Consider the following 15,284-nt stretch of genomic DNA (forward strand, 5'->3'; position numbering starts at 1 on the left):
TTGTTTATAAGTCACTGGATCTGGTCCTTCCCATTTTGTGCCGCCGCCCCCTGGCCCCCCCCCCCGGCGACGCACCCCCCCCCCCCCCGCGGGGGGGGGGGGGGGCACCCCCCCCCCCCGCGCCTCACGGAGGTGCGAACGTCCTGTGAACGATCAAGGTCAGAGGGTCACATTTCCGGACGTTCGGCGGAGGATTGGTCTTGACCAAGGGGGTGGCTCGCCTTATGGTCGCAGAGTTAGTGCAGGAACCTTTAATAAACAAGGGCGCGGAAACGCCGCGGGACACGGCGAATTGCGGAGGACAGGGTGGGGACCACGCAGCTGGAATCGGTCCAGGAACCGAAGTACCAGCACCTCAAGACGGTGATCGGCGAGGCTCTCGACTCCGACTTCGCGGTCGGCGAGATCCTGCCCAACGAGCGCGAGCTCGCGGCCCGCTTCGGCGTCGCCCGGGCCACGCTCCGCCAGGCTCTGGAGCAGCTCGAACTCGAAGGCCGCCTCCAGCGGCGGCGCGGTGTCGGCACCACGGTCGCGCCCCCGCGCGTCGGCGTCGACGTCTCGACCACGCAGCAGGCGTGGCCCGGAGTCGGTGACGACGCCTGGCAGGCCCAGGACTCGGTCCTCGGTACGGCGCCCGTCGCCGTCACGCGACTGCTGGAGACCCCCGCCGGCGAGGACGTGCACATCGTGCGCCGCGTGCGCCTGAGCCAGGGGCAGGCCGTCGCCGCCGAACTCCTCTACGTGCCCGCCTCCTCGGTCGCCGGGCTCACCGCCGTCGACGCTTCCGCCGGTTCCGCCGGCGCCCGCGGCGTCCTGCGCGAGCTCCAGCACCTCGCCCTCGACGGCCAGGACCGTTCGGTGGAGCTGGGTTCCGCGCGCGCCGACGACGCCAAGGAGCTGGACCGACTGCCCGGCTCGCCGGTGCTGGTCGTCACGACCCGCTACCTCTCCGGCGGCCGTACCGCGGCCGTCTCCGTCGCGACGTACCGCGCCGACACCTGCCGCCTCACCTTCGGCGACACCGGCGTCCTGGCGATGGCCTCCTGACCGACTGACCGACTGACGGGCGGGCTGACCGACCGGCCGACTCGCTCGGCCCGGTTCCGGCCGGCGGGTGCCCCTCGGTGAACGCGATGCCCCGGCCTCTCAAGGCCGGGGCATCGCGTTCACCGTGTCCGTGTTCCAGAGGTCTCCGTCCGATGGCGGCGCTCGGTGAGATCACCGCCGTACTTCGGCGCTCGCCTCGGTTTCGCGCCGCCCCGGCGCCCTAGCGCCGGGGCGCCACGCTGCCCTCGACCGCGAACAGCTGCTCCTCGACGTGGTCGAGGGCGAGCCGGAGCGCGCCCGTTCCGACGGCGGCCTCGCCGAGCAGCGACAGTACGACCCGCGGGGGACGCAGGCAGAAGCGCGCCAGTTCCTCGCGGAGCGGCTGCAGTACGCCGTCCAGGCCGGCCGCCCAGCCGCCGACCACCACCAGCTCCGGATCGAGCGCGAGGACGAGCGCCCCGACGTCGTGCACCAGCCGCTGGATGAAGCGCTCCACGGCGGCCTCGGCCCGTGCGTCGCCCTTCTTCGCCAGCGCGAAGACCTCCGCCACCGCCTGCTCGTCCAGCGGGTGCAGCGGTTCGTCGGTCGTCGACAGCAGGTGCTCCGGCGTCACTCCGCGACCCAGGAGGTGCAGGGCGCCGATCTCGCCCGCCGCACCGCCGTAACCGCGGTGCAGGCGGCCGCCGATCATCGAGCCCGCGCCGGGGCTCAGCCCGGCGAGGACGAAGACGATGTCGTCCGAGTCGGTCGCGGCGCCCTTCCAGTGCTCGGCGACGGCCGCCGCGTTGGCGTCGTTCTCCACGATCACCGGGCAGCGGAAGGAGCGGCGCAGCCGCTCGCCGAGCGCCAGGCCCGTCCAGCCGGGCAGCGCGGTGCCGAGCCGTACCGTGCCGTCGGCCTCCACGATGCCGGGGGTGCCCACGCCGACCGCGCGCAGGTTCGACCGGGGCACGCCGGCGCGGCGCAGCACGTCGGCGACGACCGTGCGCACCTTGTCCAGGCGCTCGTCCTCGGCCGCGGTCTCCGACACCTCGCGCGCGCCGGCGCCGATGATCCGGCCGTCCAGGCCGGAGAGGAGGGCGGCGACGCGGTGCGGGCCGATCTCGATGCCGAGCAGATGGCCGGCCTCGGCGCGGAAGCGGAACCTCCGGGCCGGGCGGCCCTGGCGCCGGGCCTCGCCCTCCTCGGGCGCGGTCTCGACGACGAGGCCGCCTTCGATGAGTCCCTCGACGACGCCCTCGACGGTGGGCCGGGACAGGCCCGTGATCCGGGTCAGGTCCGTCAGCGTGCGCGCGTCGGAGCCCCGCAGCGCATGGAGTACCACGGCGGAATTGATCCGCCGCAGCAGAGACGGATCCCCGCCGGTCAGCCGCCCCACCGTGTGTCCTCCCAGCTCGTGCCCGTCTCAGGCGGATGGTACTCAATGGTTCCGGAAGCGGCGAGGGCCGCCCCCGCCCCGCCCCCGAGCCACATCCGCCCCGCTCCGGCCCGAGGCGGCGCCGGCGGTCAGCCTGTCGTCGGCGGGGTCGGAGGCGTCGTCGCGTCCGGCGCCGGTGCCGTCGCGGGCGGCAGGCCGGCGGCCCGGCGGAGGCGGGCGTACTCCTCCGCCATCGTCTGCGCCGTCCAGTGCGCGTTGAGCCCGCTCGGGTTGGGCAGCGCCCAGATCCGCGTCGTGCCGATGGTCCGCTCCTGCGGGCCGATCGCCGCCTTCGGTTCGCCGAACGCGGTGCGGTACGCGGTGACGCCGACGACCGCGAGCCAGCGGGGCTTCAGCCGCAGGACCTTCTCGGTGAGGACGCGGCCGCCCTCGACGTACTCCTCGCGGCTCAGCTCGTCGGCGCGCGCGGTCGGCCGGGCGGCGACGTTGGTGATGCCGAGGCCGTACGCGAGCAGCTCGTCCTGTTCGTCGGGGCGGAGCAGCCGCGGGGTGAAGCCGGAGAGGTGGAGCACCGGCCAGAAGCGGTTGCCCGGGCGGGCGAAGTGGTGGCCGGTCGCGGCGGTCATCAGCCCCGGGTTGATGCCGCAGAAGAGAACGGCGAGGCCGCCCGCGACCACGTCGGGGACGACGTGGTCGCGGGCGGCCTCCAGTTCCTCACGGGTGAACCGGCGGGTCCGGGTCAGAGGATCGCCCCGGGCGTGTACGCGGCGGCCTCGGGGTGCTGCTTGGCGAGCTCCTCGATCCGGGACACCACGGTCGCGACCTGGTCGGCGGCCGCACCGGTGAAGGAGAGCTTGTCCGCCATCAGCTCGTCGAGCTGGGCGCGGTCCAGCGGGATGCGGTCGTCGGCGGCGAGCTTGTCGAGCAGCTCGTTGCGCTCGACGCCCTGCTCGCGCATGGCGAGGGCGGAGGCCACCGCGTTCTCCTTGATCGCCTCGTGGGCGAGCTCGCGGCCCACGCCGGCACGGACCGAGGCCATGAGGACCTTGGTGGTGGCGAGGAACGGGAGGTAGCGGTCGAGCTCGCGGGCGACGACGGCCGGGAAGGCGCCGAACTCGTCGAGCACGGTGAGGAAGGTCTCCAGCAGGCCGTCGAGCGCGAAGAACGCGTCCGGCAGGGCCACGCGGCGGACCACGGAGCAGGACACGTCGCCCTCGTTCCACTGGTCGCCGGCCAGCTCGCCGGTCATCGAGGCGTAACCGCGCAGGATGACCATGAGGCCGTTGACGCGCTCGCAGGAGCGGGTGTTCATCTTGTGCGGCATCGCGGAGGAGCCTACCTGGCCGGGCTTGAAGCCCTCCGTGACCAGCTCGTGGCCGGCCATCAGGCGGATCGTCTTGGCGATCGACGACGGCCCGGCGGCGAGCTGCACCAGCGTGGTGACGACGTCGTAGTCGAGCGAGCGCGGGTAGACCTGGCCGACGGACGTGAAGGCGTGCGCGAAGCCGAGGTGACCGGCGATCCGCTGCTCCAGCTCGGCGAGCTTGCCGGCGTCGCCGCCGAGCAGGTCGAGCATGTCCTGGGCGGTGCCGACCGGGCCCTTGATGCCGCGCAGCGGGTAGCGGCCGAGCAGCTCCTCCAGGCGGGCGTACGCCACGAGCAGCTCGTCCGCGGTGGTCGCGAAGCGCTTGCCGAGCGTGGTGGCCTGCGCGGCGACGTTGTGCGAGCGCCCAGCCATGACCAGCTCGCCGTACTCGGCCGACAGCTTGCCCAGACGGGCCAGGACGGCGACCGTGCGGTCCCGGACCAGCTCCAGGGAGAGGCGGATCTGGAGCTGCTCGACGTTCTCCGTGAGGTCGCGCGAGGTCATGCCCTTGTGCACGTGCTCATGACCGGCGAGGGCGTTGAACTCCTCGATGCGCGCCTTCACGTCGTGCCGGGTGACCTTCTCGCGCTCCGCGATGGAACCGAGGTCGACCTGGTCGAGGACGCGCTCGTAGTCGGCGATCGCCGCGTCCGGAACCTCGATCCCGAGGTCCTTCTGGGCACGCAGCACGGCGAGCCACAGCTGGCGCTCCAGCTTCACCTTCTGCTCGGGGGACCAGAGGACGGCGAGCTCCGCGGAGGCGTAGCGGCCGGCCAGGACGTTGGGGATACGGGGCTTCACAGTCGCAGCAGTCACGTGTCCAGAGTTTACTGGTGATTTCTGCAGGCCAGCGCCGTGGTCCCGGCTGGAGCTTGCTACGAGACGCAGCTCACGCGCCGCGGCTCCGCGCCGGTGCCCGCGATCCGCTCAGACCTCCGACCGCGTCTCGTACGGCAACAGCTCGGGCCGCTTCGGCGGGCGGCCGTCCCCGGACGAGCGGCCGGTCAGCCGGCGGCCGATCCACGGGCCGAGGTGCTCCCGCGCGAACCGGGCGTCCGCGGCGCGGCGGGTGAGCCAGCCGGGGGGCGCGGTGGCCGGCAGCGGGGTGCGCCAGTCGAGCTCGGGCGCGAGCCCCAGCGTCTGCCACACCGCTTCGGCCACCCGCCGGTGGCCGTCGGCGGTGAGGTGCAGCCGGTCCACGTCCCACAGGCGGGGATCGCCCAGGGCGGGCACGCCGTACAGGTCGACGACGAGGGCGCCGTGCCGGGCGGCCAGCTCGTCGATGTGCGTGAAGAGCTCCTCCATCCGGGGCCGGAAGCGCTCCATGACCGGACCGTTCCGGCCGGGGCTGCGCATCAGGACGAGCTGCCCGCAGGAGGGTGTGAGGCGTTCCACGGCCTCGGTCAGAAGGCCCTTCACGCGGCCCATGTCGACCTTGGGGCGCAGGGTGTCGTTGAGGCCGCCGACGAGGGTCACCACATCGGCCTCCATCCCTGCGGCCAAGGGGACTTGCTCCTCGACGATCTGTCCGATGAGCTTCCCGCGGACGGCGAGGTTCGCGTACCGGAAGCCCGGCGCGCGGGCCGCGAGCCGGCCCGCGAGGACGTCCGCCCACCCCCGGTAGGAACCGTCGGGCCTCAGGTCCGACATACCCTCGGTGAAGCTGTCCCCGACGGCGACGAGACTGTTGTACGTGGCATTGATCTCCATGGCGGAGCCGATCATACCGCGCGGTATGCGCGGGTGCCGTGGAGAACCCGGGAGGGGAAACCCGATGAGCGACGCGCTCCTGAACGCGCTGGCCGAGGCACTGGCCGGGCTGGTGACGGCGGTCGAGACCAGCGACGAGGAGGTGCTCGACCCCGACGCGGCCACGGCCTGGCTGGAGGACACCGGCAAGGTCCTGGCAGGCCTCGGCACCGCCGACCGGCGCGCCCTGGACCGCCTCTTCCACGAGGCCGCGCTGCGCGAGCCGTCCGGCGCCCGGCGGCAGCGGCTGCTCGCGGTCTCCGAAGGCTTCGGGCTTCGGGCCGGCGGCGGGGGCGACGCCGGGGACGACGCCCACCTCGCGACCGTCGAAGCCGTCGCCGAGCAGGCGCGGCGGTACGCGGAGACCGTCCGCGGCACCGATCCGGCCACGCCCGTCCCGACCTGCCCCGGCTGGAACCTCGGGGACCTGACCCGTCACCTCGGCGCCCTCCACGGCTGGGCCGAGCACCTCGTGACCGCCCGCCCCGCCACCCGCGTCCGGGCCGGCGAGCTTCCGCTGGACCCGCCCGCCGACCCTGCCTCGTACCCCGGCTGGTTCGCCGCCCGTGCCGAGGGCTTCACCGCCGCGGCGCGCGCCGCCGACCCGGCCGCGCCCGTGTGGTCGCCGGGCGCCGACCCGTACGTCCGGCACTACCCGCGCCACGTCCTCGCCGAGACGGTCGTCCACCTCGCCGACGCCGAGATCGCGCTCGGCGGGGCGGCCGGACCGCTCGACCCGGGCACGGCCGCCGAGGCGCTCGACCACTACCTCACCACCGCCCCGTACATCCCGTGGATCGCCGAACCGCTCGCCCACCTCGACCGCGACGGCGCGGTCCTGCGCCTGGCCGCGCGCGACAGCGGCGCCGTCTGGACGCTGGTGCTCGGCGGGGGCGGCTTCACGTGGAGCCGGGGAGACGGCGGCGAGCCGGCGACGGCCCGGGCCACGGCGTCGACGGGGGCGACGGTGGCAACAGCGACGACGGCGGTGACGGCGACCGTGACGGCGGACGCGGGCGACCTGCTGCTCCTGCTCCACCGGCGGTACGACGCCGACGACGCGCGCTTCACCCTCACCGGCGACCGCGACCTCCTGGACGACTGGCTCGCGGCCGGCGCGCTCTGACGGTGCCTTCTGGCGGCGCGCTCTGACGGCGCGTTCCGACGGCGGACGAGGCGCCGCCGCCGGGCCGGTGCGGCGTCAACCGCCCGCGCGGCGTCACCCCTCGCCGGCACGCGGCCGTTCTCCCCGCGGGCGCGGGAAGGGCCCCGGGATCCGAGATCCCAGGGCCCTTCCCTGCGCGTGGCGTCACGGCGTCATGGGGTCACGGTGCCGTGGGGCGCCCCACCAGTTCGCGCAGCACGTCCTCCATCGTCACCAGGCCGGCGAGCTTGCCGTCCTCGTCGAGCACGGCGGCCAGGTGGGTACGGCTGCGGCGCATCGCCGTCAGGACGTCGTCCATCGGGGTCGCCGCCCGCACGCGGGCGATCGGCCGCAGCGCCGACACCGGGAACGGAAGGTCGCGCGGCGTGATGTCCAGGGCGTCCTTCACGTGGAGGTAGCCGAGGATCCGGCGGTCGGAGTCCACGACGGGGAAGCGGGAGAAGCCCGACTCGGCGGACAGCGCTTCCAGCTCCTCGGGTGTGGTGCCCACCTGCGCGTACATGACCTTCTCCACCGGCTTGACCACGTCCCGTACCGGACGGCGGCCCAGCTCCAGGGCGTCGTGCAGACGTTCCGTCGCGCGGTCGTCGAGCAGGCCGGCGTCACTCGCGTCGGTGACCATCCGGGCCAGCTCGTCGTCCGAGAACGTCGCCGACACCTCGTCCTTGGCCTCCACCCGCAGCAGCTTGAGCAGCGCGTTCGCGAAGGCGTTGATGGTGAAGATCACCGGCCGCAGGGCGCGCGCCAGGGCCACGAGCGGGGGGCCGAGGAGCAGCGCGGTCTTGGCCGGCTCGGCGAGCGCGATGTTCTTCGGCACCATCTCGCCGAGCAGCATGTGCAGGTAGGTGGCCACGGTCAGCGCGATCACGAACGAGATCGGGTGGACCAGGCCGTGCGGCACGCCGATGGCGTCGAAGACCGGCTCCAGCAGGTGCGCGATGGCCGGCTCGGCCACGATGCCGAGCACCAGGGTGCACAGCGTGATGCCGAGCTGCGCCGCCGCGAGCAGCGCGGAGACGTGCTCCAGGCCCCAGACGACGCTGCGGGCGCGCCGGTCGCCGGACTCGGCGAGCGGCTCGATCTGGCTGCGCCGGACCGAGATCAGGGCGAACTCCGCGCCGACGAAGAAGGCGTTCACGACCAGCGTGAGCAGGCCGATCAGCAGCTGGATCGCGGTCATCGGAGGGCCTCCCCGGTCTCGTCCTCTTCCCGGGGCAGCGGCGCGTGCAGCAGGACGCGCGCGGCGCGGCGCCCGGAGGCGTCGACGACGTCGAGGCGCCAGCCGCCCAGTTCCACGGTGTCGCCGACCGCCGGGATGCGGCCCAGGTCGGTCGCGAGGACGCCGGCGAGGGTCTCGTACGGCCCGTCGGGCACGCGCAGACCGATCCGTTCCAACTGGTCGGTACGAGCGGCTCCGTCGGCCGACCACAGCGCGCGGCCATCCTCGTCCTCGCCCGCGCGGGCCAGGTCGGGGGTCTCGTGCGGGTCGTGCTCGTCGCGCACCTCGCCGACGACCTCCTCGACGATGTCCTCCAGGGTCGCGACGCCGGCGGTGCCGCCGTACTCGTCGATGACGACGGCCATCGTCTGCTTGCCGGACAGCCGGTCGAGCAGCTTGTCCACGGTCAGCGTCTCCGGCACGAGCAGCGGCTCGCGCACGATGTCGCCGACGCGGCGCAGGCGCCGCTGGTCGGCGGGTATGGCCAGGACGTCCTTGATGTGGGCGATGCCCACGACGGTGTCGAGGTTGCCCCGGTAGACGGGGAAGCGGGAGAGGCCGGTGGCGCGCGTGGCGTTCGCGACGTCCTCGGCGGTGGCCTGGACCTCCAGGGCGGTCACCTGGACGCGCGGCGTCATCACGTTCTCGGCGGTCAGCTCCGCGAGGTTCAGTGTGCGGACGAACAACTCGGCCGTGTCCGCCTCCAGCGCGCCCTCCTTCGCCGAGTGGCGTGCGAGCGCCACCAGCTCCTGGGGGGAGCGGGCGGAGGCCAGCTCCTCGGCGGGCTCCATGCCGAGGCGGCGCAGGATCCGGTTGGCGGTGTTGTTGAGGTGGCTGATCAGCGGCTTGAACGCGGCCGTGAAGACGCGTTGTGGGGTTGCCACGACCTTGGCCACCGCGAGGGGCGAGGAGATCGCCCAGTTCTTGGGGACCAGCTCGCCGACCACCATGAGGACCACGGTGGACAGTGCCGTGCCGATGACCAGGGCGATCGAGGAGGCCACGGAGGCGGAGAAGCCGAGCGCCTCGACCGGGCCCTTGATGAGCGCGGCGATGGAGGGCTCGGAGAGCATGCCGACGACCAGGTTGGTCACGGTGATGCCCAGCTGGGCTCCGGAGAGCTGGAACGTGAGCGACCTGACGGCCTTGAGGGCTCCGGCCGCGCCGCGCTCGCCGCGCTCCGCGGCCGCTTCGAGCTCGCCCCGTTCGACGGTGGTCAGGGAGAACTCCGCCGCCACGAACGCGCCGCACGCGAGCGAGAGCAGCAGGGCCACCATGAGCAGAAGCACTTCGGTCATCGGTTCACCTCCGTCCCATGATCGGCCCGGGGGGCTCGGAGTGCGCGATGTCGGTCGCGGTGATCGCAACGTGTGCTCTGGGACAGGGAGGAACCAGTGCTACTGGGAGGCTCGCCCATGGGCGGACGTTCACACCTTTCGGTCGTCTTGGTCTTCTGAGGGAGACCCCATGGTAAAGGATCGGCAAAACGGCGGGCCGATCACCCCGTGAAGGGCTTCACCCAACGGCGCCAGGTGTCCTGGCGCTCGTATCCCGCCGCGGCCCACGCCTGGTGCGCGCGTTCGTTCGCCTCCAGGACCATGGCGTCCGCACGGCGGCCACCCAGCATGGCGAACCGTTCCTCCGCGGCCTGGAGCAGCGTCTTCGAGATGCCGCGCCTGCGGTACGAGGGGAGCACGGCGAGCCGGTAGAGCGAGGCGCGCCAGCCGTCCCAGCCGGCGATCACGGAGCCCACGATCCGGTCGCCGTCCAGGGCGAGGATCAGCGCCTCGGGGTCGCGGTCGAGGAGCCGCTTCACTCCGTCGAGGTCGTCGGAGATGGAGGTGCCCTCGGCGGACTCCCGCCAGAAGGAGAGCACGGCGTCGGCGTCGGTCGGTGCGGCGGCACGAATCTGTAGGTCGATCACGGCACGATCCCACCACGCGGGTACGGGCCTGGCCAGTACATTCCGCAGCGTGGACGGGCACGGACGGGGCGGGAGCCGGGCCCGGGCGGGGGCGGGAGCAGGGACCCGGCGGGGGCGTCATCTGTCCCGCTCCGTCATCCGTCCCGCTCCTGCCGGGCCCGCACGGGGCCGGGCCCGAGGCCGGCGGGGGCCGGCGTCCGCTCCGCTCCGGCCGGGGCCGGTTTCGCCGCCGTCTATCCCGTGACGAAGCAGAACTCGTTGCCCTCGGGGTCCCGCATCACCTGGAAGGAGCCCTGCGCGTCGGTGACGAGACCGCCGACGCGGACCGCGCCGAGCGGGGACACCGCGTCGGCGGCCTCCGCCGGATCGGCCACCTCGACGTCGAGGTGCAGCCGGTTCTTCCCGGCCTTGCCCTCGGGCACGCGCTGGAAGGCGATGCGTACGAAACCGGGCGGATCCACGTACGACCAGTCGGGACCGCGGTCGACGGGTTCGCCGCCGAGGAGCCCCGCCCAGAAGCGGACCAGGGCGGCCGGATCGCCGCAGTCGAGGACGAGCTCCTGTACGTGTGCGCGCATCCCCTCACTCTACGGAGGGAGGGGACGCGCGGGAGCGGAGTGCGGGGGAGTCGCCCGGGTCTCGGGCTCGGGCTGGGCCTCAGGCACCGGCCGCGCGACCGAACGCGTCCGCGTCCCACGTGCCGCCGAGCGCGGGGGCGAGCCAGCCGGTCGCCGCCGCGCGGAAGGCCGCCGGGTCCAGCGCGCCGGAGCCCTCCGGCACCGCGCCGAGCAGCGGCGCGCCGGCCGCCTCGGGCAGGTCGGCCAGATTGCACCGCGCGGCGAGGTCCGGCTCCGCCGGCCAGCTGCCCACCACGACGCCGAGCTGTTCGATGCCGCGCGCCCGCAACGCCTCCGCCGTGAGCGCGGTCGAGTTCAGGGTCCCGAGTCCGGCCGGCGCGACCACCAGGACGGGGGCGCCGAGCAGCCGGGCCGCGTCGGCGAGCGTCCCGCCGTCGTCGTCGAAGCGGACGAGCAGGCCGCCCGCCCCCTCGACGAGGACCAGGTCGTGCTCCGCGGCGAGCGCGCGTGCCGCCTCCGCCGCCCGCTCGGCGCCGACCTGGGGCATCCCCGCGCGCCGGGCGGCCGTGCCCGGGGCGAGCGGCTCCGGATAGCGCGCCAGCTCGGCGGCGGTCTTCGCGCCCGAGAGGCGCACCACCTCGTCCGCGTCGCCCCGCTCACCGGGCGCGAGGCCGGTCTGCGCGGGCTTGAGGACCGCGACGGTGCGTCCGGCGGCGACGGCCGCGGCGGCGACGGCCGCCGTGACGACCGTCTTGCCGATCTCCGTCCCCGTCCCGCTGACGACGACGATGCTCATGTTGTTCCTCTCTGTCCGTCTTTCCCCCTGGCGCCCGCGCCCGCCCCGCGTCGTGGGGACGGGCGCGGGCCCGGCGGGCTCAGCCCGCGGTCGCGGCGGCACGCACCGCCGCGCAGATCCGGGCCAGGTCGGCGTCCTCCGTCACGTACGGCGGCATCGTGTAGATCAGGTCCCGGAAGGGGCGCAGCCAGACGCCCTCCCGTACCGCCGCCCGCGTCGCGGCCGCCATGTCGACCTCGTGGTCGAGCTGGACGACGCCGATCGCGCCGAGCACCCGCACGTCCCGCACGCCCGGCAGGGACTCGGCGCCGGCGAGGCCGTCGCGCAGTCCGGTCTCGATCCGCTTGACCTCCCGCGCCCAGTCCCCGGACAGCAGCAGGTCGATGGAGGCGCAGGCGACCGCCGAGGCCAGCGGGTTGCCCATGAACGTCGGCCCGTGCGCGAGCACCGGCACCTCGCCCCGGGAGATGCCGTCGGCCACTGTGCGGGTGCACAACGTCGCCGCCATCGACAGGTAGCCGCCCGTCAACGCCTTGCCCAGGCACATCACGTCGGGCGAGACGCCGGCCTGGTCCGCGGCGAACAGCGTGCCCGTGCGGCCGAAGCCGGTCGCGATCTCGTCGAAGACGAGGAGCACGCCGTGGGCGTCGCAGGCCTCGCGCAGCACCCGCAGATAGGCCGGGTCGTGGAAGCGCATGCCGCCCGCTCCCTGCACCACCGGCTCCACGATCACCGCGGCCAGTTCGTCCGCGTGCCGCGCGATCGTGGTGCGGAGCAGTTCCGCGTACGTCTCCTCGTACGCGGCCGGCGGCTCGTCCACGAAGACCTGCCGCTGGAGCACGCCGGACCACAGCTGGTGCATCCCGCCCTCGGGATCGCACACCGACATCGGCTGCCAGGTGTCGCCGTGGTAGCCGCCGCGCCAGGTCAGCAGCCGCCGCTTGCCGGGGCGGCCGAGCGAACGCCAGTACTGGAGGCACATCTTGGCGGCGACCTCGACCGCGACGGAACCGGAGTCGCTGAGGAAGACGTGCCGCAGCGGCTCGGGCGTGATCTCGACCAGCCGGGCCGCGAGGCGGACCGCCGGCTCGTGGGTGAGCCCGCCGAACATGACGTGGCTCATCCGGCCGAGCTGTTCGCGCGCCGCCTCGTTGAGCACCGGGTGGTTGTAGCCGTGCACAGCCGACCACCACGAGGACATGCCGTCGACCAGTTCCGACCGTCCCTCGGACGGCTCCGCGAGGTGCAGACGCACACCGGACGCGGACGCGACCACGAGGGGCTCCGCACGGCCCGGCATGGGGCCGTACGGATGCCAGACGTGCGCCCGGTCCAGGGCGAGGAGTTCGTCGTTGCGCATCGTCACCCGTTACGCGTTCGGCGCGAGGTCCGTGCCGGCGCCGCGGCGGCGCACCGCCACCAGGTCGGTACGGGCGTCCGACGCGGCGGACGCCGGGGGCTCGGCGGGGGTCTCCGCGTGGCCGCCGCAGGGGCCGCAGCCGCCACCGGCCGCCGCGTCCGCGTGCGAGCCGCAGCCGGCCGGCGCCCCGGAACCGCAGCCGTCCGCCGCGGCGTCCGAACCGCAGCCGCCGCCGGTGCCCGCCGCCGCGAGGGCGTCGGCACGGTGGGCGGGCAGCGTGGTGGTGCCCGCGCCCTCCACCTCGAAGCCGGCGTCCGCGATCATGTCGAGGTCGGCCTTGCCGGCCTGGCCCTCACTGGTGAGGTAGTCGCCGAGGAAGATCGAGTTGGCGATGTTCAGCGCCAGCGGCTGCATCGACCGCAGGTGGACCTCGCGGCCGCCCGCGATCCGCACCTCCACGTCGGGGCAGACGAAGCGGACCATGGCGAGGATCCGCAGGCAGCGCTGCGGGCTGAGGTTCCACTCCTTCGCCAGCGGCGTGCCCTCGAAGGGGATCAGGAAGTTGACCGGCACCGAGTCGGAGTCCAGCTCGCGCAGCGCGAACACCACGTCGACCAGGTCCTCGTCGGTCTCGCCCATGCCCGCGATCAGGCCCGAGCAGGCCGAGAGGCCCGCGGCGTGCGCCTTCTGCACGGTGTCCACCCGGTCCGCGTAGGTGTGGGTGGTGGTGATCCCGCCGTACGTGCCCTCGGAGGTGTTGAGGTTGTGGTTGTACGCGTCGGCGCCGGCCGTCTTGAGCCGCTCGGCCTGGCCGTCGGAGAGCAGGCCGAGGCAGGCACACACCTCGACACCCTCGTTCTGCTCCTTGATGGCCTCGATGGTCCTGCCGACGCGGTCGACGTCACGGTCCGTCGGCCCGCGGCCGCTCGCCACCAGGCAGACCCGCTTGGCGCCGCCGGCGATGCCCGCGGCCGCCGCCTCGGACGCCTCGTCCGGCTTCAGCCACGTGTACTTGAGGATGTCGGCCTTGGAGCCGAGCCGCTGCGAGCAGTACGAGCAGTCCTCCGGGCACAGGCCGGACTTCAGGTTGACGAGGTAGTTCAGCTTCACCCGCCGCCCGAACCACTGACGGCGCACCTTGCCGGCCGCCGCCACCACATCGAGCAGTTCGTCGTCGGAGGTCGCCAGCACGGCGAGCGCTTCTTCACGGGTCGGCGACTCGCGCCGCAGCCCCTTCTCCACCAGCGTGTTCAGCAGGTCCATAAGGGCTGATCCTTGCCTACCGCACACCCCTCGGCCAAGGAGGATCTGAACAAACGGTCCCGATCGAGGTGTGTGTATGACCACATCCCGGCCCCGGCCTCCTGCCGTTAGGGTCTGTGCGCTGCCTACAAAAGGTGCCGACAAAAGGAACGCCGCATGTCCCAGGCCCAGCCGACCCCGCCCGCGCGCCGCAGCGCCTTCGACTGGACCGGTGCCGAAGCCCGCCGCCGGGCCGAGGCCGGGCTCGTCCGGACCCTGCGCCCGCGCCCGGCCGTGTCGGACCTGCTGGACCTGGCGGGCAACGACTACCTCGGTCTCACCCGGCACCCCGAGGTCACCGGCGCCGCGGCCGAGGCCGCCCGCCGCTGGGGGGCCGGCGCGACCGGTTCGCGCCTCGTCACCGGCACGACCGAGCTGCACGGCACGCTGGAACGCGAACTCGCCGCGTTCTGCGGCTTCGAGGCCGCCCTCGTCTTCTCCTCCGGCTACACCGCCAACCTCGCCGCGCTCACCGCGCTCGGCGGCCCCGGCGCGCTGATCGTGTCCGACGCTGCCAACCACGCCTCGATCGTCGACGGCTGCCGGCTGGCCCGCGCGGAGGCCGCGGTGGTCCCGCACGCCGACCCCGAAGCCGTACGCAAGACGCTGGAGGCGCATCCGGGGCGGCGGGCGCTCGCCGTGAGCGACTCCGTCTTCTCGGTCGACGGCGACCGGGCCCCGCTGGAGGAACTGGCCGCCGCCTGCCGTGACCACGGTGCCGGGCTCGTCGTCGACGACGCCCACGGGTTCGGCGTGCTGGGCGCGGGCGGCCGGGGGGCGCTCCACGGCGCCGGCCTCGCCGGCGACGAGGACGTGGTGGCCACCCTCACCCTCTCCAAGTCGCTGGGCAGCCAGGGCGGCGCGGTCCTCGGGCCCGCGCGGGTGATCGAGCACCTCGTCAACGCGGCGCGCACCTTCATCTTCGACACCGGCCTCGCCCCGGCCGCCACCGGTGCGGCGCTGGCGAGCCTGCGGCTGATCGCCGCCGACCCGGGCCTCGCCGAGCGGGCGCGCACGGTCGCCGTCACCGTGCACAGGATGCTCACCGAGGCCGGATTCACCTCGGCCCGGCCGGACGCGGCCGTGGTCTCGGTCCGCGCACCGGGGCCCGGGGAGGCGCTGCGGTGGGCCGCCGACTGCCGTGAACACGGCCTGTCGGTGGGCTGCTTCCGGCCTCCGTCCGTGCCGGACGGGATCTCGCGCCTGCGGCTGACGGCCCGCGCGGACCTCACGGACGCGGAGGTCGAGCGGGCGGTCGCGACGATCGTGCGGACCGCGCCGGCCGGGGCGCGCTGAGCCGGGGCCGCGCGGAGTGCCTTGGGCAGGTGCCCAAGGTCGGTTCGAGAGGCGAGAGTTCACCGCTTCGGGCGACAGAACGGGGCATATCTCGGGAGAACGGC

General features: G+C 74.0%; 14 protein-coding genes. 3 read left to right on the forward strand and 11 right to left on the reverse strand.

The window, feature by feature from the left end:
- Window positions 1-306 precede the first annotated feature (306 nt).
- Window positions 307-1,047, forward strand: coding sequence for a GntR family transcriptional regulator (locus ACFW6A_RS26090; protein WP_386487033.1), 741 nt, complete (start codon window positions 307-309; stop codon window positions 1,045-1,047).
- Window positions 1,048-1,267: 220 nt separating this feature from the next.
- Here the strand turns inward: ACFW6A_RS26090 and ACFW6A_RS26095 are convergent, their stop codons facing one another.
- The 4 genes from ACFW6A_RS26095 to ACFW6A_RS26110 all read right to left on the reverse strand — a co-directional run bounded on the left by ACFW6A_RS26095 (window position 1,268) and on the right by ACFW6A_RS26110 (window position 5,501).
- Window positions 1,268-2,425, reverse strand: a complete 1,158-nt coding sequence (locus ACFW6A_RS26095; protein ID WP_351851784.1) for an ROK family transcriptional regulator — start codon at window positions 2,423-2,425, stop codon at window positions 1,268-1,270.
- Window positions 2,426-2,553: 128 nt separating this feature from the next.
- Window positions 2,554-3,102: a G/U mismatch-specific DNA glycosylase gene (gene mug / locus ACFW6A_RS26100; protein WP_386643327.1), complete on the reverse strand. Its 549-nt coding sequence runs from the start codon at window positions 3,100-3,102 to the stop codon at window positions 2,554-2,556.
- Window positions 3,103-3,164: 62 nt separating this feature from the next.
- Window positions 3,165-4,607, reverse strand: a complete 1,443-nt coding sequence (gene purB / locus ACFW6A_RS26105) for an adenylosuccinate lyase (protein WP_351851780.1) — start codon at window positions 4,605-4,607, stop codon at window positions 3,165-3,167.
- A gap of 111 nt (window positions 4,608-4,718) precedes the next feature.
- Complete coding sequence (locus ACFW6A_RS26110) at window positions 4,719-5,501, reverse strand: SGNH/GDSL hydrolase family protein (RefSeq protein WP_386480913.1); 783 nt, start codon at window positions 5,499-5,501, stop codon at window positions 4,719-4,721.
- Between the two features lie 64 nt (window positions 5,502-5,565).
- On the opposite strand from ACFW6A_RS26110, the gene ACFW6A_RS26115 reads away from it, so the two are divergent.
- Window positions 5,566-6,666 carry a maleylpyruvate isomerase N-terminal domain-containing protein gene (locus ACFW6A_RS26115; protein ID WP_386643331.1) on the forward strand — a complete coding sequence of 367 codons (1,101 nt, stop codon included), beginning with the start codon at window positions 5,566-5,568 and terminating at the stop codon, window positions 6,664-6,666.
- A gap of 199 nt (window positions 6,667-6,865) precedes the next feature.
- Here ACFW6A_RS26115 and ACFW6A_RS26120 read toward each other — a convergent pair whose 3' ends face one another.
- The 7 genes from ACFW6A_RS26120 to bioB form a co-directional block, all read right to left on the reverse strand.
- A complete protein-coding gene (locus ACFW6A_RS26120; protein WP_351851774.1) occupies window positions 6,866-7,885 on the reverse strand; it encodes a hemolysin family protein in 1,020 nt (339 codons plus the stop codon).
- Window positions 7,882-9,222 (reverse strand): hemolysin family protein, encoded by a 1,341-nt coding sequence (locus tag ACFW6A_RS26125; protein WP_351851772.1) that lies wholly within the window; start codon window positions 9,220-9,222, stop codon window positions 7,882-7,884. The genes ACFW6A_RS26120 and ACFW6A_RS26125 overlap by 4 nt, the downstream gene beginning before the upstream one ends.
- A 200-nt stretch (window positions 9,223-9,422) precedes the next feature.
- Window positions 9,423-9,848: a GNAT family N-acetyltransferase gene (locus ACFW6A_RS26130; RefSeq protein ID WP_351851770.1), complete on the reverse strand. Its 426-nt coding sequence runs from the start codon at window positions 9,846-9,848 to the stop codon at window positions 9,423-9,425.
- A gap of 233 nt (window positions 9,849-10,081) precedes the next feature.
- Window positions 10,082-10,426, reverse strand: coding sequence for a VOC family protein (locus ACFW6A_RS26135; protein ID WP_386643335.1), 345 nt, complete (start codon window positions 10,424-10,426; stop codon window positions 10,082-10,084).
- Window positions 10,427-10,505: 79 nt separating this feature from the next.
- The gene (gene bioD / locus ACFW6A_RS26140) at window positions 10,506-11,222 is read right to left on the reverse strand and encodes a dethiobiotin synthase (RefSeq protein ID WP_386643338.1); all 717 of its coding nucleotides are present in this window, start codon (window positions 11,220-11,222) and stop codon (window positions 10,506-10,508) included.
- Window positions 11,223-11,301: 79 nt separating this feature from the next.
- Window positions 11,302-12,582 (reverse strand): adenosylmethionine--8-amino-7-oxononanoate transaminase, encoded by a 1,281-nt coding sequence (locus ACFW6A_RS26145; RefSeq protein WP_386643439.1) that lies wholly within the window; start codon window positions 12,580-12,582, stop codon window positions 11,302-11,304.
- A gap of 9 nt (window positions 12,583-12,591) precedes the next feature.
- Window positions 12,592-13,845 carry a biotin synthase BioB gene (gene bioB / locus ACFW6A_RS26150; protein ID WP_386643341.1) on the reverse strand — a complete coding sequence of 418 codons (1,254 nt, stop codon included), beginning with the start codon at window positions 13,843-13,845 and terminating at the stop codon, window positions 12,592-12,594.
- Window positions 13,846-14,001: 156 nt separating this feature from the next.
- Between bioB and ACFW6A_RS26155 the strand changes: the two genes are divergently transcribed.
- Window positions 14,002-15,180, forward strand: a complete 1,179-nt coding sequence (locus ACFW6A_RS26155) for an 8-amino-7-oxononanoate synthase (RefSeq protein ID WP_351851762.1) — start codon at window positions 14,002-14,004, stop codon at window positions 15,178-15,180.
- Window positions 15,181-15,284 lie beyond the last annotated feature (104 nt).

The sequence above is a fragment of the Streptomyces sp. NPDC058758 genome (genome assembly GCF_042746075.1).
Lineage (GTDB): Bacteria > Actinomycetota > Actinomycetes > Streptomycetales > Streptomycetaceae > Streptomyces.

Coding starts and splice junctions, on each gene's coding strand:
- ACFW6A_RS26110 (WP_386480913.1), bottom strand. CDS start 5,501: ATGGAGATCAATGCCACGTACAACAGTCTCGTCGCCGTCGGGGACAGC.
- ACFW6A_RS26115 (WP_386643331.1), top strand. CDS start 5,566: ATGAGCGACGCGCTCCTGAACGCGCTGGCCGAGGCACTGGCCGGGCTG.
- ACFW6A_RS26120 (WP_351851774.1), bottom strand. CDS start 7,885: ATGACCGCGATCCAGCTGCTGATCGGCCTGCTCACGCTGGTCGTGAAC.
- ACFW6A_RS26125 (WP_351851772.1), bottom strand. CDS start 9,222: ATGACCGAAGTGCTTCTGCTCATGGTGGCCCTGCTGCTCTCGCTCGCG.
- ACFW6A_RS26135 (WP_386643335.1), bottom strand. CDS start 10,426: ATGCGCGCACACGTACAGGAGCTCGTCCTCGACTGCGGCGATCCGGCC.
- bioD (WP_386643338.1), bottom strand. CDS start 11,222: ATGAGCATCGTCGTCGTCAGCGGGACGGGGACGGAGATCGGCAAGACG.
- ACFW6A_RS26145 (WP_386643439.1), bottom strand. CDS start 12,582: ATGCGCAACGACGAACTCCTCGCCCTGGACCGGGCGCACGTCTGGCAT.
- bioB (WP_386643341.1), bottom strand. CDS start 13,845: ATGGACCTGCTGAACACGCTGGTGGAGAAGGGGCTGCGGCGCGAGTCG.
- ACFW6A_RS26155 (WP_351851762.1), top strand. CDS start 14,002: ATGTCCCAGGCCCAGCCGACCCCGCCCGCGCGCCGCAGCGCCTTCGAC.